This is a genomic window from Aminobacter sp. BA135, from assembly GCF_050859125.1.
Classification (GTDB): Bacteria; Pseudomonadota; Alphaproteobacteria; order Rhizobiales; family Rhizobiaceae; genus Aminobacter; species Aminobacter ciceronei.
The window spans coordinates 2,056,518-2,075,812 of sequence record NZ_CP139572.1; the positions used below are offsets into that span (position 1 = coordinate 2,056,518).

14 protein-coding genes are annotated in these 19,295 nt (G+C 63.8%); 8 read left to right on the forward strand and 6 right to left on the reverse strand.

Annotated elements, in window-relative coordinates; genetic code table 11:
• The first annotated feature begins 118 nt into the window (after positions 1-118).
• The 6 genes from SLT36_RS10035 to SLT36_RS10060 all read left to right on the forward strand — a co-directional run bounded on the left by SLT36_RS10035 (position 119) and on the right by SLT36_RS10060 (position 6,988).
• The gene (locus tag SLT36_RS10035; RefSeq protein WP_432287178.1) at positions 119-2,047 is read left to right on the forward strand and encodes a bifunctional 5-dehydro-2-deoxygluconokinase/5-dehydro-2-deoxyphosphogluconate aldolase; all 1,929 of its coding nucleotides are present in this window, start codon (positions 119-121) and stop codon (positions 2,045-2,047) included.
• A 61-nt stretch (positions 2,048-2,108) separates the two neighbouring features.
• Positions 2,109-3,959: a 3D-(3,5/4)-trihydroxycyclohexane-1,2-dione acylhydrolase (decyclizing) gene (gene iolD, locus SLT36_RS10040; RefSeq protein ID WP_432287179.1), complete on the forward strand. Its 1,851-nt coding sequence runs from the start codon at positions 2,109-2,111 to the stop codon at positions 3,957-3,959.
• A 91-nt stretch (positions 3,960-4,050) separates the two neighbouring features.
• Positions 4,051-4,968, forward strand: coding sequence for a myo-inosose-2 dehydratase (iolE, locus tag SLT36_RS10045; RefSeq protein WP_432287180.1), 918 nt, complete (start codon positions 4,051-4,053; stop codon positions 4,966-4,968).
• Between the two features lie 149 nt (positions 4,969-5,117).
• The gene (locus SLT36_RS10050; protein ID WP_067958695.1) at positions 5,118-5,321 is read left to right on the forward strand and encodes a hypothetical protein; all 204 of its coding nucleotides are present in this window, start codon (positions 5,118-5,120) and stop codon (positions 5,319-5,321) included.
• 4 nt (positions 5,322-5,325) lie between these two features.
• Positions 5,326-6,138 carry a 5-deoxy-glucuronate isomerase gene (iolB, locus tag SLT36_RS10055; RefSeq protein ID WP_432287181.1) on the forward strand — a complete coding sequence of 271 codons (813 nt, stop codon included), beginning with the start codon at positions 5,326-5,328 and terminating at the stop codon, positions 6,136-6,138.
• Positions 6,139-6,181: 43 nt separating this feature from the next.
• Positions 6,182-6,988 (forward strand): 3-methyl-2-oxobutanoate hydroxymethyltransferase, encoded by an 807-nt coding sequence (locus tag SLT36_RS10060; protein WP_432287183.1) that lies wholly within the window; start codon positions 6,182-6,184, stop codon positions 6,986-6,988.
• A gap of 37 nt (positions 6,989-7,025) precedes the next feature.
• Here the strand turns inward: SLT36_RS10060 and SLT36_RS10065 are convergent, their stop codons facing one another.
• From SLT36_RS10065 to SLT36_RS10085, 5 genes are all read right to left on the reverse strand, one after another.
• Positions 7,026-8,648 (reverse strand): GNAT family N-acetyltransferase, encoded by a 1,623-nt coding sequence (locus tag SLT36_RS10065; protein ID WP_432287185.1) that lies wholly within the window; start codon positions 8,646-8,648, stop codon positions 7,026-7,028.
• Positions 8,649-8,683: 35 nt separating this feature from the next.
• Complete coding sequence (locus SLT36_RS10070) at positions 8,684-10,027, reverse strand: HlyD family type I secretion periplasmic adaptor subunit (protein ID WP_432287186.1); 1,344 nt, start codon at positions 10,025-10,027, stop codon at positions 8,684-8,686.
• A 12-nt stretch (positions 10,028-10,039) separates the two neighbouring features.
• Positions 10,040-12,625 (reverse strand): type I secretion system permease/ATPase, encoded by a 2,586-nt coding sequence (locus tag SLT36_RS10075; RefSeq protein ID WP_432287187.1) that lies wholly within the window; start codon positions 12,623-12,625, stop codon positions 10,040-10,042.
• Positions 12,626-12,644: 19 nt separating this feature from the next.
• The gene (locus SLT36_RS10080; protein WP_432287189.1) at positions 12,645-14,681 is read right to left on the reverse strand and encodes a type I secretion protein; all 2,037 of its coding nucleotides are present in this window, start codon (positions 14,679-14,681) and stop codon (positions 12,645-12,647) included.
• 130 nt (positions 14,682-14,811) lie between these two features.
• Positions 14,812-16,626 carry a hypothetical protein gene (locus SLT36_RS10085; RefSeq protein ID WP_432287190.1) on the reverse strand — a complete coding sequence of 605 codons (1,815 nt, stop codon included), beginning with the start codon at positions 16,624-16,626 and terminating at the stop codon, positions 14,812-14,814.
• Between the two features lie 714 nt (positions 16,627-17,340).
• On the opposite strand from SLT36_RS10085, the gene SLT36_RS10090 reads away from it, so the two are divergent.
• The gene (locus tag SLT36_RS10090) at positions 17,341-18,156 is read left to right on the forward strand and encodes a helix-turn-helix transcriptional regulator (protein ID WP_432287191.1); all 816 of its coding nucleotides are present in this window, start codon (positions 17,341-17,343) and stop codon (positions 18,154-18,156) included.
• Between the two features lie 7 nt (positions 18,157-18,163).
• Positions 18,164-18,646 (forward strand): hypothetical protein, encoded by a 483-nt coding sequence (locus SLT36_RS10095; protein ID WP_067958723.1) that lies wholly within the window; start codon positions 18,164-18,166, stop codon positions 18,644-18,646.
• A gap of 15 nt (positions 18,647-18,661) precedes the next feature.
• On the opposite strand, the gene SLT36_RS10100 is transcribed toward SLT36_RS10095, so the two are convergent.
• On the reverse strand, positions 18,662-19,219 hold the full coding sequence (locus tag SLT36_RS10100; RefSeq protein ID WP_432287193.1) for a transglutaminase-like cysteine peptidase: 558 nt from the start codon (positions 19,217-19,219) through the stop codon (positions 18,662-18,664).
• Between the last annotated feature and the right edge of the window lie 76 nt (positions 19,220-19,295).

Sequence of the window (19,295 nt, forward strand, 5' to 3'; positions counted from 1 at the left end):
CAATCTGTTGATGGAATAAAAATTCCTGATGGCAGGTAATTGGAATTGAAATTGCATTGTGTGGCCTGCTAACTGATCTGCGGGCAGGCCGGCGCGGCGGAGCGACCGGGAGGACAAAATGACCGACCCCAAGAACCAGCCTACACTCGACGTCATCACCATCGGGCGCGCCTCGGTCGATCTCTACGGCCAGCAGACCGGATCGCGGCTGGAGGACGTGGCGTCCTTCGCCAAGTCGGTCGGCGGCTGCCCCGCCAACATCGCCATCGGCACGGCGCGGCTCGGGCTGCGCTCGGCGCTTTTGACCCGCGTCGGCGATGAGCATATGGGCCGCTACATCCGCGAGCAGATGCTGCGCGAGGGTGTATCAGACGGCGGCATCGTCACCGACAAGGAGCGGCTGACGGCGCTGGTGCTTCTTTCGGTCGAGAACGACAAGACGTTTCCGCTGATCTTTTACCGCGAAAACTGCGCCGACATGGCGCTGACGGAAGCCGACATCGACCCCGATTTCATCAAGTCGGCGCGGGCGATCGTCGTCACGGGCACGCATTTCTCGCGGCCCAACACCGATGCCGCCCAGCGCAAGGCGATGAAGCTGATCAAGGAAAGCGGCGGCAAGGTGGTGTTCGACATCGACTACCGCCCGAACCTCTGGGGCCTTGCCGGCCACGCCGCCGGTGAAAGCCGCTACATCGCGTCCGACAAGGTGTCGAACCATATCAAGGGTGTGCTGGCCGACTGCGACCTGATCGTCGGCACTGAGGAAGAGGTGATGATCGCGTCGGGCGAAAGCGAGCTGCTCGCCGCGCTGAAGACCATCCGTTCGCTGTCCAGCGCGACGATCGTGCTGAAGCGCGGGCCGATGGGCTGCATCGTCTATGACGGGGCGATCTCGGACGATCTCGAGGCTGGCATCGTCGGCAAGGGTTTTCCGATCGAGGTCTACAATGTGCTGGGTGCGGGCGATGCCTTCATGTCCGGTTTCCTGCGTGGCTGGCTGGGCGGCGAGAGCCTGGCGACATCGGCTACCTGGGCCAATGCCTGTGGCGCCTTCGCCGTGTCGCGTCTGCTCTGCTCGCCGGAGATCCCGACCTTCGACGAGCTGCAATTCTTCCTCAGGAACGGCAGCAAGGAACGCGCGCTGCGCAAGGACGAGGCGATCAACCACGTGCATTGGGCAACCACGCGCCGGCATGAGATCCCGTCGATGATGGCGCTCGCCTGCGACCACCGCATCCAGCTGGAAGACATCGCCGCTCGCACGGGTGCGGATGCTCAGCGTGTCCGCGACTTCAAGGTGCTGGCTGTGCAAGCGGCGGCCAAGGTTGCCGATGGCCGCGACGGCTACGGCATGTTGATCGACGAGAAGTTCGGTCGCGATGCGATGTTCGAATTCGCCCGCCATCCCTTCTCCTGGCTGGGACGGCCGGTGGAGCTGCCGGGTTCGCGGCCGCTGCGTTTCGAATTCTCGCAGGACATCGGCTCGCAGCTGGTGGAGTGGCCGGTCGAGCACTGCATCAAGTGCCTGTGCTTCTACCATCCCGACGATTCCGCTGAGCTCAAAGCCGAGCAGCAGCAGAAGCTGCGCACCCTGTTCGAGGCGGCGCGAAAGGTCGGCCGTGAGCTGTTGATCGAAATCATCGCCGGCAAGCACGGCAAGCTCGACGAGAACACCATTCCGCGCGCGCTGGAAGAACTCTACGCGCTCGGCATCAAGCCCGACTGGTGGAAGCTCGAGCCGCAGGCTTCGGCCGCCGCGTGGCAGAAGATCGAGGCGGTCGTCACCACCAACGATCCCTACTGCCGTGGCGTGGTGCTGCTTGGGCTCGAGGCACCGCTGGCCGAGCTCGAAGTGGCCTTCGCCGCGACGTCTGACGCATCAGTCGTCAAGGGGTTCGCCGTCGGGCGCAGCATCTTTGCCCACGCGGCGGAAGAGTGGATGGCCGGCCGCATGGACGACCAGGCGGCAGTCGACGACATGGCCCAGCGTTTCGAGCAGCTTACCAAGGCATGGCTTGCCGCGCGCGACCGTCGGGCGGCATAAACAGACAGCTGAAGCGAGGCCGGCATCTCAGGATGCGCCGCTGAAGCGGGAGGAGAAGACGATGACCAAGACCGTTCGCCTGACCATGGCGCAGGCGCTGACGCGCTATCTCACACGGCAGATGACCGTAATCGACGGCAAGATGGTGCCTTTGTTCGGTGGCGTGTGGGCGATCTTCGGCCACGGCAACGTCGCCGGTCTCGGCGAAGCGCTCTACCAGGTGCGCGAGGAGCTGCCGACCTATCGCGCCCACAACGAGCAGGCGATGGCGCATGCGGCGATCGCCTTTGCCAAGACCAACTTTCGGCGGCGCGTGATGGCGGCGACGAGCTCCATCGGCCCGGGCGCGGTCAATATGGTGACGGCGGCGGCACTCGCCCATGTCAACCGCCTGCCGCTTTTGCTTCTGCCCGGCGACGTCTTTGCCAACCGCGTGCCCGACCCGGTTCTGCAGCAGGTCGAGGATTTCGGCGATGGCACGGTATCCGCCAATGACTGCTTCCGTCCGGTGTCGCGTTATTTCGACCGCATCACTCGTCCAGAGCAGATCATCCCGGCGCTGGCGCGCGCCATGCAGGTGCTGACCGATCCGGCCGAGTGCGGGCCGGTGACGCTATCGCTCTGCCAGGACGTTCAGGCCGAGGCCTATGACTATCCCGAGAGCTTTTTTGCCGAGCGCGTCTGGACGCCACGCCGGCCGCGTCCGGACCGCGACGAACTGGCTGTCGCTGCCGAGGTGCTTCAAGCGGCGAAGAAGCCGCTGATCGTCGCCGGTGGCGGCGTGCTCTATTCCAGTGCTTCGGAGGAACTCGACCGCTTCGTCCAGGCGACCGGTATCCCGGTCTGCGAGACGCAGGGCGGCAAGTCGGCGCTGACCGACGAGCATGGGCTGAACATGGCGGCGGTCGGCGTCACCGGCACAGCGGCGGCCAATCGGCTTGCCGAGGAGGCGGACGTCGTTCTGGCCGTAGGCACGCGGCTGCAGGACTTTACCACTGGCTCATGGGCGCTGTTCAAGAACGCGGGCAAGACCATCATCGGGCTCAACGTCCAGCCCTTCGACGCGGGCAAACACATGGCCCTGCCGCTGGTGGCGGATGCCAGGGAAGGTCTCATGGAGCTCGGCGCCGCTGTCGCCGGCTACAAGGCGCCTGTGACCTGGACAGAGATCGCCAAGTCAGGCAAGGCCGAGTGGCGCAAGGCAGCCGCCAAGGTGACGGCGGCGACCAATGCCGCATTGCCTTCAGACGCTCAGGTGATCGGCGCCGTGCAGCGCACGCTGGGCAGCGATGTCATCGTGCTGCATGCGGCTGGCGGCCTGCCGGGCGAGATGCACAAGCTGTGGCAGGCGGGCGAACCCGGCTCTTACCATTCCGAATACGGCTTCTCCTGCATGGGCTACGAGATTGCGGGCGGCCTGGGCGCCAAGATGGCGCGGCCTGACAAGGAGGTCGTCATCATGATCGGCGACGGCTCCTATCTGATGCTGAACTCCGAGATTGCGACGTCTGTCATGCTGGGTCTCAAGCTCACCATCGTGCTGCTCGACAACAGGGGCTATGGCTGCATCAACCGGCTGCAGATGGCCACTGGCGGCGCCAACTTCAACAACCTATTGCGCGACTCCAGGCATGAGATCTTGCCTGATATCGACTTCGTCGCGCATGCGAAAAGCCTGGGCGCCAATGCGGAGAAGGCTGCGTCGATTGCCGACCTGGAAGCCGCGCTCGACCGCACCCGCAAGAGCGACAGGACGACGGTGGTGTTGATCGACACAGACCCGCTGATCTCGACCGGCGAGGGTGGCCACTGGTGGGACGTTGCAGTGCCCGAGGTGAGCGCACGCGCCGAGGTCAATGCCGCTCGTAAGGGCTATGAGGAAAAACTGAAGCTGCAGCGGGTGGGGGATTGAGGGTTTGTGATTGGACCTGTGATGTTGGCGCTGATGGTAGCGAATTGAGGCTGTCTTTTGCGACGGCAGAGAATGACACTGGAGAACTGAAGTGAAAGCCAAACTGGGCATGTCCCCCATCGCGTGGTGGAACGACGACCTTCCGGAACTGAGCGATGACGTGTCGCTGGAGGAATGCTTGGCGCAATCGCGCTCGGCTGGATTTACCGGCATGGAGCAGGGACGCCGGTTTCCGAGCACGCCTGAGGAGATGCTGCCGATCCTGAAGAAGGCGGACGTGACTTTGTGCGGCGGCTGGTTCTCGGGCACGCTGGTCAACGACGACCTCGCCGCCAACAAGGATCGCATCCAGCCGATGATCGAGCTGTTCAAGGCGGTCGATGCCCCCTGCATCGTCTATGGCGAGGTCGGCCGCTCGATCCAGGGCGACCGCTCGAAGCCGCTGGCAACCAAGGCTGTACTCTCCGACGACGAGATGAAGGCCTATGCCCGAAAGCTGACCGCATTCGGCGAGTGGTGCGCCGAGCAGGGCATGCCTTTGTCCTATCACCACCACATGGCTGCGGTGGTGCAGTTCGAACACGAGCTCGATGCCTTCATGAAGCATTCGGGCGAGGGCATCCCGCTCCTGCTCGATGCCGGCCATCTCGCCTTTGCCGGTGGCGACGTGTTGCGTGCCATCGACAGCCACCACAAGCGCATCAGCCACGTCCATGTGAAGGACGTGCGTCTGGACGTCATCAAGGCGCTCGACTGGACCATGCAGTCCTTCCTCGACGCGGTGGCCCTGGGCGCTTTCACCGTGCCGGGCGACGGCTCGCTCGATTTCGGTGCGATCGTGCAGAAGTTCGCCGACCATGGCTATGAGGGCTGGTTCGTTGTCGAGGCAGAGCAGGACCCGAAGAAGAGCCCGCCGCTGAAGATGGCTCAGGTCGGTCATGCCGAACTGATGCGGGTGATGACGGTGGCGGGCTACACGGTAGAAACACAGGGCTTTCCCGCCGCATGACCCCGAAAGTCGGCGTCGATTTGTCAGGATGGCTGCCTCCATCACGGCGTCCTTTGTGGGGCTCCGACGCGCGGCGCCGTAGTGCTTGAGCGTCGCGCGGGGGCCGGTTACCATCCGCAGAAATTGATCGGCGAGGCAACACGCAATTGATGAACGACCAGAACCATCCGTTCCTTCGCCCGTTGTGGAGGCGCATAGCGCTGGTCGGCTTCTGCGCCGCCTGGTCGATCTTCGAGTTTGCCACCGGATCCGCATTCTGGGGCACGCTCGCGGGCGGCATGGCTGCGCTCGGTGCCTACCAATTCCTCATCGCCTACAAGCCTGGCGACGACGCCGCCACCGACAAGGAGTGACGAGATGTCGAAACTGCTGATCAAGCCGAAGCACGGCACCGGGCGCGTCACGCACGTCACGCCTGAATCCGCCGGCTGGACTTATGTCGGTTTCGACCTGCACAAGCTGGAACCCGGCGATACCTTCGGCGACTGGACAGCCGACCGCGAAACCTGCCTGGTGCTGGTTTCGGGAAAGGCGCATGTGCGGGTCGGCGAGGACGATCTCGGCATGCTCGGCGAGCGCATGTCGCCCTTCGAAGGCAAGCCCTGGTCGGTCTATGTGCCGGCTGGCGGCGACTGGTCGATCAGGGCCGACACGAATGTCGAGCTCGCCGTCTGCACGGCTCCCGGCCTCGGCGGAAACCTGCCGGTGCGTGTAATCGGTCCCGACGACGTCAAGCAGGAAACGCGCGGCAAGGGCACCAACACACGCTACGTCACCAACATTCTGCCCGAAGGCGATCCGGCGGATTCGCTGTTGGTGGTCGAGGTCATCACACCAGGCGGCCACACCTCGAGCTATCCGCCGCACAAGCACGACGAGGACAATCTCCCCGCTGAATCACTGCTGGAGGAGACCTATTACCATCGGCTCAACCCGCCGCAGGGTTTTGCCTTCCAGCGCGTCTACACCGAGTTCAACGATGCCGGGCATCGCGAGATCGACGAGGCGATGGCAGTGGAGGATGGTGACGTGACGCTGGTGCCCAAGGGCTATCACCCTTGCGCTGCCTGCCACGGCTACGACCTCTATTATCTCAATGTCATGGCGGGGCCGAAGCGGACCTGGAAGTTCCACAACGCCAAAGAGCATGAGTGGCTGCTGAAGGCCTGAGGCGTCAGAAAGCCCAATACACTCCAGGAGCGAGGACGAAACGATGGCACGCAACAGGCCAACGGTCGCGGATCTGCGCGCGTTGAAAGGCAAGAGACAGCTGTCGAAACTGAGGGTGACGACGCTGGAGGAGGCGGAGGCCGCCGAGCGCGCCGGCATCGATCTTCTGTCCGTCACTTACGGTCTGATGTTCGACCCGCGTTTCCGCGATGCGGCACCTACCTGCTTTGCCGTTCCGGGCGACGAGTACGGCATGATGGGGGCGACATCAGACGAAATCCTGCGTACGGCGGTCAAGCTCAAGGCGGCGAGCGCCGATGCGGTCTACTGCTCGGCGAGCGACCGGACCATCCGCCGGCTGGCGGACGAACATATCCCGGTCTGCGGCCATGTCGGGCTGATCCCGACGCATTCGACCTGGACAGGCGGCTTCAAGGCGGTCGGCAAGACGGCAGAAACGGCCGAGCTCGTCTGGCGGCAGGTTAAGGCGCTGGAGCAGGCGGGCGCTTTTGCAGCCGAGATCGAGGTGGTGCCGGCCGAAGTGGCGAGCGCGATCTCCAGGCGCAGCTCGCTTGTGCTGATCTCGATGGGCGCCGGTGCGGGCTGCGATGCGCAATACCTGTTTGCAGAGGACGTGCTCGGGCTCAATCGCGGCCATTATCCGCGCCACGCCAAGGTGTATCGCAACCTCGCGGCTGAGTATGATCGCATCCAGCAGGAGCGGATTGCGGCGTTCAAAGAATATGCCGGCGACATTGCCAGCGGCGCCTATCCGGCGGCGAACCATATGGTCGGCATCGACGCCGGAGAGATGCGCAAGTTCGAGGATTTTCTGAGCGGGCAGGCCTAGGCCTGCCCGCTCCGGAAGGCGGTTCGCATATCGGCGTCTAAAGCGCCGTACTCAAAACGCGCGTCACCGACTTCCGATCAGGGTTGAGCATTATGTAGCTCGGCCTGGCTTCAAGTTTCAGCCGCTTGAGCATGATCCTGGTCTTGCCCAGCAGCGTGTCGTCGCGCGATGCCGCCTCAAGCTTGCGTTCCAAGGCTTCCAGCGTTTCGATGGCGTCCTCGAAGCGGTCGAGCGCCGCGAGGCTCTTGGCCAGCGAGAATTCGGCGCCGGCGAAATCGGGTGCCAGCGACAGCACCTTGCGGAAGGCTTCCGCCGCTTCGATGTGCCGGGACAGCGCCTGCAGCTCCATTCCAAGCCTGAGCCATGCCTTGGCCGATGTCGGCACCGAATTGGCGAGCGTCTGGTAATGGACCAACGCCTCGCGGTGCTCGCCCTTGGCCGACAGCAGCTGGCCGATGCCGTAGAGCGTGCGGGCGTGGGTGGCGTCGGTGGCAAGGATCTGGCGATAGCCGGTTTCCGCCCGTGCCAGTTCGCCTTTCTGATGGAGGACCGTAACCTCGGCGAATATGGCGTTGAGCGAGCGCGGATCGAGCCGGTCACCGACATTACGCCCGCTCTTGGTGTAGATCTGGGCGCAGTTGATCTTGCTCTCGGTGACGCCGAAGGCGAATTTGTAGGGCTCGTCGCCCCGCAGGAAATCATAGGTGGTGAGGCCATTCTCTATGGCCAGCTTGATACAGTGGCCATGCAGGATCAGGCCGGCGGGGATCGAGGTCACGGTCTCGTCGCGGCCGGCCATGAAGAACAGCAACGCCTTCTTGACCGGGTCGACGAAGATGGCGAGCGCCCCCAGCGGCCGGTCGCCTTGCCACAGGACCGGCAGGAACAGCGTCCCATTGCGGAAACTGTCGCGCAGTACCCGACGATTGTTGTGAAGGATGGAGGCCAGCCGGTCGCCCTTGCGGGCGCCCCATTTTATCCGCCAGAGTTCAAGCAGCGTATCGATGTCGCGCTCATAGGTGTCGACGTCGGCGCGGGTAATGCGCAACTCGCCCGCATCGACCTTGCGCAGGAAGCGCCGCAGCTTCTGCCTGGTGTTGGTGCTGAGCACATTGTCGAGATAGCCGTCGAAGGTGTCGGGCAGGGCGGCCGCGAAACAGCGGCAGTTGTCGACATTGTCGGCGGCATTGACGCGGCTGAACTCGCGCATGGCAAAGATGTCGCGCGAGAACTGGCCGATGAAGGCAAAGACCCGCTCGCGTGACATGCGCAGATTTTCGAGATTGAGCCGCGCCCAGCCCATCTGGGCGACGTGGCGGCCGAAGGCCTTCAACGCCATTTCGGCATGGGCGGGATCACAGATGGCGCCGGTGTAATCGGCGGCATTGTTGCCGGCCATGCTGATTTCGTTGAAGAACAGGCCGGTCTTGCCGCTCATCCGGGTGCGCATGCGCATCGGCATCAGCGCGACATAGGGCGACCCCGGATTGCCGAGGCGCGCTGCAAGTACGAACCAGGCGCCCTTGTAGAAGCGCATGTAGGGCACCAGCCAGGCCCAGGAGACGAAGAACTGCGCCTCGGGGTCCGCCTTGTACAGGCGCTCCCAGTCCTGCCGCACTTTGGCCAGCGTTTCAACATCGGTGATGACGTCAACCTGCATCTCTGTCCCCCTCAACGGCATGGTGTCTCCCTCGCTCAACGCTCCATGAATGCGCGCGACATGCTGTCGGCGATCGGCTTGGTCAGATATCGGAAGAACGTCCGCTCCTCGGTCTGGACCAGCACCTCGGCGGGCATGCCAGGTGTTGGCGAGAAGCCGTGGACGCGCGCAATCTGGTCCGCTGACAGGCTGACGCGGGCGACATAGACTTCGCGCGCGACCGGGCCCGAGGTGTCGGGCAGGGCGTCGGCGGAGACATAGATCACCTTGCCGTCGAGCACCGGCGTGGTGCGCCGGTTGAGCGCGTTGAGCCGGACGGTCGCCAACTGGCCGACACGGACGTTGTCGATGTCGGTGCGCGAGATCAGGGTCTCGATGACCAGCGGCACGTCCGACGGCAGGATCTCGACGATCGGCTTGCCGCTTTCGATGACGCCACCCGCCGTGTGGTAATACATGCGCACGATGGTGCCGGCGACAGGCGCGTTGATCGTCACGCGGTTGAGAACGCTCTTGGCCTGGCGCAGCTGTTCGCGGATGGTGTCGAGATCGCCCTCGAGGTTCTGCAACTGCTCCAGCGCCGCCTGCTTGTATGCTTCCTCGGCCTGTTTGATCTGCTGGTCGAGCTTGATCGTTTCCGAGCCGATCTCTGAGACCTCGGCGGCGAGGCGGCCGATCTGTCCCTCGGCATCGGCCATGGCACGCTGGATCGCCTTGATTTCGGTTGCCCTGAGCAGGCCCTTGTCGAGCAGTTGCTTCTTGCCCGCATATTCTTCCCGCATCAGCGAAAGCTGCCGCTGCACCGCGTCGTGCTGTTGCTGATAGCCGTCGGCGCGGTAGCGATAGGCGGCGATATTCTGTTGCAGCAGACCGATTTCGCTCTGCAGCTTGCCGCGCGCGGCGGTGAAGTTCAGCTGTTGGCCTTCGACGATCGGCTTGATCTCGGGATCGCTGATGTTGTCGCTGACGTTGCTGGGGAAGGAGATGCTGGGCGCGCCGCTGATCTCGGCGTTCAGCCTGGCAGCGATGGCATCGAGCCGCACCTGGCGCAGGAAGAGCTGCCGCTCGTTGGCCTGTGCCGCCGTTTCGTCGAGGCGCAGAAGTGGCTGGTCATAGCGGACACGGTCGCCTTCGCTGACCAGAAGCTCCTTGATGATGCCACCCTCGAGATGCTGGACGATCTTGTTCTGCCCCGCCGCGACAAACGAGCCTTGAGCAATGATGGCGGCGGCGAGTGGGGCGGTGAACGCCCAGGTGCCGAAGCCGCCGAACGTTATCGCAATCAGCAGCAGGCCGATCTTGGTCTGCTTGCCGATCGAGCGCGGCACGTCGGCGTACCATTCGAGGTCGTGGACCTTTACGATTGCCGTGTCGCTCATGACATTGCCCCCTTACGGAATCTGATGGCCGAACGAGCCGCCCTCGATGCTCAGCCCGCGCTGGGCAAGTGCCTGGAGCACGTCCTGCCTCTGGCCGAACAAGGCCACCGTGCCGTTGACCAGCAGCAGGATCTTGTCGACGCTCTGCAGAAGCGCCGGGCGCTGCGTGATGGTGATGACGGTGATCTTGTTTTCCTTGGCGTGCTGGAGCGCGCGGGCAAGCGCCACGTCGCCGGCGGCGTCGAGGTTGGAGTTCGGCTCGTCAAGCACAACCATGCGGGGATTGCCGAAGAAGGCGCGGGCAAGTGCGATGCGCTGCTTCTGGCCACCGGAAAGCGGTGCGCCGTCGGCGGCGACGAAAGTCTCGTAGCCATGCGGCAAGGTGGCGATCATCTCGTGTACATCGGCGAGCATGGCCGCCTGATAGATCTCGGCGTCGCTGACGTCCTCGCGCATGCGGGCGATGTTGGCCTTGATCGTTGCCGGGAACAGTTGCACGTCCTGCGGCAGGTAGCCGATGTTTTCGCCGAACTGGCGCTGGTCCCAGTTGCGCAGGTCCATCAGGTCGAGGCGCACATTGCCCGACGTCGGCAGGATCGATCCGACGAGCATCTTGCCGAGCGTCGTCTTGCCTGCGCCCGAATTGCCGATGACGGCAAGCGAGTCGCCGGGGGCGAGCGCGAAGGTGATGCCGTTGAGAACGACGCGCTTGGTGCCCTGCGGCACGAAGAGCAGGCGCTCGACGTCGAGCCGGCCCTCTGGGCGCGGCAGGTTCAGTCGCTCGAAATTGAGTGGCGAGGTCTGCAGCAGGCTGGCGATGCGGCTATAGGCGGCGCGCGACTGGATGACCTGGTTCCAGCCTTCGATGGCGCCTTCGATCGGGCCCAGCGCGCGGCTGGCGATGATCGACGCGGCAATGACCATGCCGCCGCTGAGATGGCCGTCGAGCGCGAGATGCGCGCCCCAGCCGAGCATGGCGACCTGGGTGAGCAGGCGGGTTGCCTTCGACGTCGCGGCAAAGGCGATGTTGCGGTCCTGGGCGATGACCTGGGCGCGCAGCGAGCTTGCCGTATCCTTGCCCCAGATGCGTACGGCTTCCGGGATCATGGCCAGCGCGTTGATGATCTGTGAATTGCGTGACATCGAGTCGAGATGCAGGTTGGCCTTGCTCTGGAAGCTGTTGGCCTCGCCAAAGGGAGCTGCCGTCGAACGCTGGTTGACGATGGTGATCACCAGCAGGATCAGCGACGTCGTCACCACGATGAAACCGAGATGCGGGTGCACCAGGAAAACCGCGAGCACGAACAGCGGCGCCAGCGGCGCGTCGAGCAGCGTGAGCAACGTGCCCGAGACCAGGAACGAGCGCAGTTGCTGCAGATCGCTCAAAGTCTGGTATTCGCGGCCGTTGCTGTGGAGTGCCGCGCGGGCGGCAGCGCTGAGGATCGGCGCGCCGAGCTGGGCCGCGACCTCGACCGCCGTACGCATCAGGATCAGACGGCGAATGGCGTCGAAAATCGTCTGCAGCACGACGGCGCCGACGATGACGATTGTCAGCATCACGAGCGTGTCGACCGAGCGGCTGGTCAGAACGCGGTCCGAAATCTGGAAGAGGTAGAGCGGGATCGCCAGCACCAGCACGTTGGAGGCCAGCGTGAACAGCATGACGATCAAAAGGTTGCGCTTGACGACCTTGAGGCCGGCCTTGAGCGAGGCCGAGAAGTCGATCGGGCCGAGACGCTTGTGGAAGACGCCGCCACCACCGCCCCCGCCGCCACCTCCGCCACCACCGCCGTCGACGTCACCGCCGTTCGGGCCTTTGGCTTCGGGCAGTTTTTCTTTCGGCTTGATCGGGCCGTTATCGGCGTCGATCACCTTGCCGACCGGCATCGAGGTGTCTTTCATCTCGGTCTTGGCTGGTCCCTGCGGCTCGCTCACGCGCATCTCGGGGCGAGGGGCAGCCGATGCCGTCGTGGCGGCCGGCTTCGGGGCCTCGACGGGCGCTGGCCTGGCCTGAGGCGCCTCGGCATTGGGTTGGGGCGCAGCAATGGGTTCCTCCGGAGCCGCACGCTGAGCCTGTTGCGGCGGCGTGCCGGGCGCTGTTTCGGCGGGGGCAGACGCTGGGGGGCGTTGAGCCGTAGCGCTCCGCTCCGGAGGTATGATCGAGGGCTCTGATGGCCTCTGGGATGGCTGGTGCGCGGTTACCGGCCTAAGGCTCGGCTGCGCGGATTGAGGAGCCTGCGCCGGCTTGGCGCTTGCCTGCTGCGATGGCGCAGCGGGCGCCGCGTTGGGAGCAGCCTGCGGAGACTGCGGCGCTGGCACCTGGGCCTTCGGCGCCCGACGTTCTGAGGGAGGCGCAGGTTCAACCGGGGCGGCCTTGGCGTCCGGCTTGTCGCCGGCAGCGTCGTGCAAGTCGCCGACAACCTTGTCGATGTAGCGTTCGAGATTGTCGAGCGCCTGCTCCTGGGGAGCTACCGCATTCGACAGCCGCACCTGCGGCAAGGGCTTGGGCTCCGAGGGACGCTCCTGCGGGCCGTCCTGACTGTCGCCGTCGTCCGGCACGTTCTGAAAACCACTCCAGCCTTCACGGTCGTCGGTCATCTCATGCCCCTCTTATGGCTTAACCCAGCATGTGCTGCATGACGTCGGCCGACGCTGAATCGGCAGGCGGCGGTGCGATGTGGTCGCTGCCTCCAGCGCTGCCGCCGTCGTCGTTCGCGTCGTCGAGAAACACCACTGCTTCGGTAATCAGGATGTCCGGGTTCTGGGTGCCGAGGTCGGGTTCGCTCGACACCAAGTTGGCCTGGATCAGGATTTCGTCGGAGTAGCTGTCGCCGCCGACATAGATCTTGGAGTAGCCGTCGACGTCGACGATGGTCGCCGAATTGACCAGCTGGTTGCCGCCAGTGGTGATCGTCCAGTCCGTGTCGGGATTGGCGGTCACCTGGTTCATCGCAAGCGCGACCTGGTCGCTGTCGCCGACCACGGTCGTCTGCTTGATGTACTGCAGATTGTAGATGTCGCCCGAGATGTAGAGCACGCGCAGGATGCCGATGCCCTCGAAGGCTGCGTCTTGCAGGATGGAGTTCGGCAGTTCGTGGTTGCCTGAGGCCAGGTTGCTCGCGGCGGTGTTGTAGCCGTCGGGCAGCGGCTCGGTGGTGCCGTTGCCGACATTGATGATGCTGGCCTGGTTCCAGAGCAGATTGTCCCCGGTCGAGACCGAGCCTTCACCCGTCGTCGAGAAGCCGGCGACCGCGCCGATCGTGTCGTTGTCGAGCAGCAGGTTGATCTGGTGGATCATGCTGAGGTCGTAGACGTTGCCGCCGACGATGATCAGGTCGTAGTAATTGCCCAGTTCGTTGAGGCTTACACCGTTGAAGGCGGTGTTGTCGCCGGTCGAAACGACAGACTGCACGCCCGATGAAGATGCGATGCAGATGTCGTTGTCGGTGACGAATGCGAACTGATTGATCCAGTTCATCATGATCAGGTCGCCCGAAATCTCGGTGACCACGTAGTAGGACGGGAATGCCGGCGGTGCCTCGGGGGCTGCGCTGGCTTCGCCTGCCGACGGATCGATGTGCTTGAACATCGCGATGTTGAAGCTCTGATCCTGGCCACCCGGATCGAAGGGCCAGCCACCAACTGCCGTACCGACGCTGTCGGCGTCGCACATGCCATTGATCTGGACGATGGCGTTGACCGAGAAATGGTCGCCCATGACGGCCATGACTTCGGCCGAGACCCATTCGTTGACGATGACGCAATCGTTGATGACGGTGTTGCCGCCGGTGCCGATGGTGACGCTCGGATTGGCGGTTCCGTCGCCCCAGCCGTCCATGAAGTCGCTGGAATCGGGAGGCGTGTTGGTGTCGAGCGGCGCGTCGGGGCCCTTGGCGTCCGGATCCTCATCCTTGAGGAAGTTGACGTAGTCCTCCATCTTCGGCACGGCGGCTTCGTCGACCAGCTGGCCGTTGAAGTAGGTGCCTTCGATGGTCTCGCCCTTGACGCAGAAGACATCAGCATTGCCGTGGTCGTCGGCGTCGAAAGCTTCAATGCGGGCGGCCACAGTGGTGACGAACGTGCCCATCTCTTCGGTGGTGCCGGGAAGCGTCAGGTCATCGACGGGCGACAGATCGGCTGCCGCTTGCTGCATGTCGGCCAGGGGGCTGTCGTCGGCGGGGGCGCCGACGAAGGTCAGGCCGCTGCCGCCAAAGCTGACATAGTCGTTGTCCGAAAGCCGGATCTCCTGGTTGATGATCGCGGCCAGATCTCCGGGAGGGGAGATCTCGGGCAGGACGATGCCACCCGATCCGACGGTCATGCCTTCGGGGGAATGCGCGAAATTGTGCAGGAACGGTCCGTGCGGGACATCGACGTCCGGCGGCGTGAAGTGGACCTTCGACCAGACCGTCAGTTCCTCGATCTCGGGCCGGACGCCGATGTATTTGAGGCTCGGATCGAAATCCTCGAGGGTGTGGGAGGTGTCGACCTTGATGGCCGCCGTCTGGTGCTCAGGCAGCTTCTCTTCGGCTTCCTGCTTCGCCCGGAATTCGTCATAGGCCTGCTTGAGGCGCGCCTCCTCGCTGGCCGTATCGAACAGGCCGATGAAGTGCGCGATCGTCTCGGAGATCCTATCGAAATACACGGCATACATGGCAGTGCCTCCACCCGGAGTTCAGGCGCGGTGAGGCTGCACATGCTCCACCGGCCAAGATGGACTGCGCGGGGTTACCCGCGCAGTCCGGCTCACTGGTTCCGCAACCGCGGAGCCTTCATGCCGATGGTCAGAGCGTGCTGTGGTCGGTGGCGTCTTCACCCGTCAGGGTGTGATGGTAGTCGCCGCCCACCACGGTCATGTCGACCGTATTGCCTTGGAGGTTGGCACCCATCACGATCTGCTGGTTGAAGGCGCTGGTGTCGATGGTGGCATCGGCGCTCGCATGGCTGCTGCCCGTGACATAGCCGTCATCGCCGTTGTCCGAACCCCAGCTGCCGCCTGCACCGCCTGCGCCGCCGGCGCCGCCCCATGCATCGCCGGCCGTTCCGCCGCCGCCGCCGCCGCCAGCCCAGGCACCGCCGCCCGTGGCGTTGCCGCCCGTGCCGTCAGCCCAGGCGCCGCTCAGCGCGTGGCCGCCGTCGCCGTCGTTGAGCGCCCATGCACCACCCGAGGTGCTTGCGCCGCCCGTTGCAGCACCTGCAGTCGCCGAACCACCGGTTCCTGCGCCGCCGCCGCCGCCGCCGCCGCCATTGCCTTCACCCGAGCCTTCGCCATAGCCTGCGCCGAAGCCGGCACCGAAGCCTGCGCTGAGTGCATCGCCGGTATCGCCATTCGCGTCGCCGGCATTTGCCTTGGCATCGCCGCTGTCGGCGTCTGCATTGCCCGAATCGGCATCGCCGCCGCTGCCGGTGTCGGACTTGGCGTTGCCGCCGTCGCCCTTGGCGTCGCCGCCTTCACCGAAGTTCAGGATCGGCAGGATCGGCACGAATGCGTCGATGCCGTCGCCAGCGTCGCCCTTGGCGTCGCCGCCTTCGGTGTCGCCGCTGTCGCCGCCGTTGCCGGCGTCGGCCTTGCCGGAGTCGGCATCGGCATCGCCGCTGTCGGCCTTGGCGTTGCCGCCATCACCCTTGGCATCACCCGAGTCGGCTTCGCTTGCGCCGACGCCGAGGCCGGCACCGAGGCCGAGACCGAGGCCGAGGCCGAGACCGGCACCACCGTCGCCACCCCTGCCGCCGTCGCCCTTGCCGCCGTCAGCGTCGGTGTCGGCGCTGCCGCCCTTGCTGTCGCCGCTGTCGGCCTTGGTGTCGCCCTTGGCGTCGCCGCCGAGAGCTGCGCTGAGTGCCAGACCGCCTTCGCCCTTGCCGCCGTCGGCTTCGCCACCCTTGGCATTGCCGCCGTCGCCGCCGTCGGCTTCGCCGCCCTTGGCGTTGCCGCCTTCTGCGCCGCCGCCTCCGGCACTGATGCCGTCGCCTGCGTCAGCCTTGCCGCCCTTGTTGTCGAACTCCTGCTTGAAGTCGCCGTCGTTCTTGACGGTGGCGCCTTCGAGCTTGTCGTTGTCGACCATGTCGGCGGTCTGGTTGATGAGGAAGGCGTTGCTGTTGGCGCCCATCGCACCGGTCAGCACGTCCTTGAAGTTGATGTCGTCGCCTGGATCGTAGGTGACGTCGCCGTCCTTGCTGAAGAGCACATCGCCCTTGATGTCGCCGCCGGCGTGAATGTCGGCGAAGTCGTTGTCTTCCTTGTAGTCGCCGAGGCGGCCGTCGAGCTCGACGTCAACATCGACGTCGACGTCGACCTTGGTCTCGGTCTTGTTCTCGTTGGTATTCTCGTTCTTCGATTCGTTCTTGTTCTCGTTCTCGTTCTCGGACTTGTTCTCGTTCTCGTTCTTGTTTTCGGACTCGTTCTTGTTCTCGTTCTCGGACTTGTTTTCGTTCTCGTTCTCGGACTTGTTCTCGTTTTCGTTCTCGGACTTGTTCTCGTTTTCGTTCTTGTTCTCGTTTTCGTTCTTGTTTTCGTTCTCGCTGTCGCCGCCCAATTCGATCTCGTTGCCGACGAATTGCAGGCCAAACGCGTTGAGATTGTTGCTGTTACGATCAGACATCGTCTTGTCCTCGGTTGGGACCGCGATCACTTGACCGTTTTCATCTCTAACACGGTCTCGGGTTCACGCGGACGGTTGAGTTTTCGATGGAGAAGGAGAAACGAAGGGTTGCCTGGCTGAGGGGACTGATAGCCGGGTACCCTGAACTCATTCTGGTCGGTGGAAACCCTCCCCTTGCTGGCGGGGTGGGAGACTTGGATTCTCACAATGTCGTGAACGCAAGGCCGCTACAGCTGGCCCAAATCGCGACTTATTGCGGATTCTCAAGCACCCACGCCCATGTTGCTTGAACCAACAAAGTCTGTGGCCGTGACCCCGAAATTGTAAGCTGACAGTTCGCGCTAGGCTGTTTGGGCGGGCGGCCCAAGAAGTCGCGATGGCGATCTAGCTATTGCAGCCGAGAATCGGCGGGAAATATTGAGCTATTGCAATCACTGTACAATTACGTGCCGTCGATCTGGGAAACGGCCAAGTTCCGGCTGCTTGTTGCGGATGGAAAAACGCAGCGTTGATCGCTCGATCGGGCAGGTCAGCTTAGGCCGAAGGGCTAGCTCGCGTGGCGGTCCAATTGACCGGATGGGCTACATCAGCGCCCTCGATAGCTCATCTTGGATATACCGAACCGTTAACAAGACGTATATGCTATTAACTAATGCTCCCCTTAGGCGGCAATGGGGGAAGAAGTAGCTTTGTGAACATTGGGTGGGAGACCTCATGTACCGAGTGGCTATTCCCAGCGCACGCCGCGCTAACGGAGCGGATGGCTCCGCACAGAAGACCTGCAAGACGTTGCTGATCGTTGCTCCGGCCGACTTCGTGTCGGAGAGCCTGATTTTCGCAATCGAACGCGAATTTCACTGGATCACTGTCGAGCAGGTGCCGACGCTTGCCGATGCGTGCGTCGGCTTCGAGGCTCCGGTTTCGCTGATCCTGGTCGAAGCCAAGCAACTGCCGCAGGTCGCTGCCCAGTCCGAACGGCTGGCGCTTCTGCACCCCTCGGCACAGGTCATGCTGATCCAGGAAGACGGCAGGCAGGAGGTTTCGATCCGTGATGTCGTCACGGCACGGAACGTTCGTGGTGTTCTGCCGATGAACCTGAAGCTTGACGTCTGGCTGTCGGTGGTGCGCCTGGTGTTGCGCGGCGGCGAGTATTTCCCGCTGTCCTTGTTCGAGCCGATCGTCGAACGACGCCGCGCCGGAGTGCTCGGACCGGTCGCCAATCTTGAAGCCCCGTCACCGAAGGCGCCCGTCGCGCAGGACGGCGAAACCGACGATTTCGACGAACTCACGGAGCGCGAGCTGCAGATCCTGGCGATGGTTGCACGCGGCCTGCAGAACAAGCTGATCGCCGCGGCGCTCGGGCTGTCCGAGCATACGGTGAAGATCCACCTGCACAACATCATCACCAAGCTTGGCGCGCACAATCGCACTGAGGCGGCGGCGGTCTATCACAAGCGGCGCGACAGCGGCGGCGATCGTCGCGTCAGCAGCGACGGCGTCGTGCCGCACGCTCAGCATACCTTGTCATGAGCGTGCGATGCCGCGCTTCCAGGACGTGCTGCTTACCGTTGGCCAGCTGAACTACACCTGGACCAACACCGAAAGCCTGCTCATCTATCTGATCGCCGGTCTTGCCAAGGTCGACAAGGAAACGGCGATCATCATCTTCCTCACTCTTAATACGACGCGTGCGCGCCTCGATCTCGTCGAGCGCCTCGCAAAGATGGCGAAGACACCGCAGGCCTGCCGCGACGCCGTGCTGTCGGTGGCCGACCAACTGACCCACCAGGGCAAGCTGCGCAACAAGTACAGCCATTGCATCTACTCGTTCGACGAGACCGGCACGCGCGCCAGCACCCAACTGATGCGCATCTTCGACAGCAAGGACAGCGTCCGCTACGGCAAGAACGAGGAGCTGGACGACAACGAGATGCACCGCATCTCGGCCTCAATCGAGGCGATCAGGGACATCAACCGGCAGATCTGGAAGATCGTCGAGGAAAATCAGTTCCCGCACTGAGCGGGCTGGGCATCCTCAAACGCCGATCCGCGTCCACCTTCCGCTTTCCGACTGCGACTGCCGTGCAAAGTAACGGTAGGGCGTACTTTTCCAGTTCCTGATGGCGCCGGTGCGGTTGTCCAGGATGAGGTCGCCGCTGTCGGTGCGGACCGTCAGCACCGTGTGTCCGGTGCCGCCATAGGTGGCGACGGTCAACAGAAGCGTGGATGCCGGCCAGCCGAGCTTGCGCAGCTCGTTCTTCTTGAGGATGGCGATGTCCTCGCAGTCGCCCACCGATGTCGGCAGCCGCCAGTCGTCGTCACGTCCTGTCGTGGCGATGTCCTCGCGCTGCCGGATGCGCTGGTTGACCGAGGCATTGACCCGCTTGAGGTCGTTCATGCGCGCCTCGGTCAGCGCCATCACCTTGGTCTTGCCGGCGGTGCTGCATAGTCCCGGTTGTCTAGTGCAAAAGGTATTTGCCGCCGGCGGTGCAAAGGCATAGCCGACCGTACTCATGCTTGATCCGGAGGTGGCAGACTGGCTGCAGCCAGCCGAAAGCAAGGCGATCGCAACAAGCGCCGCGAACTTGTACATGTGCTGTTCCCCCTCTCAATGGGTACTAGCAGACAGCATATTAGAGCTAGATAAATCAACCCATGCGGGCGGCCTT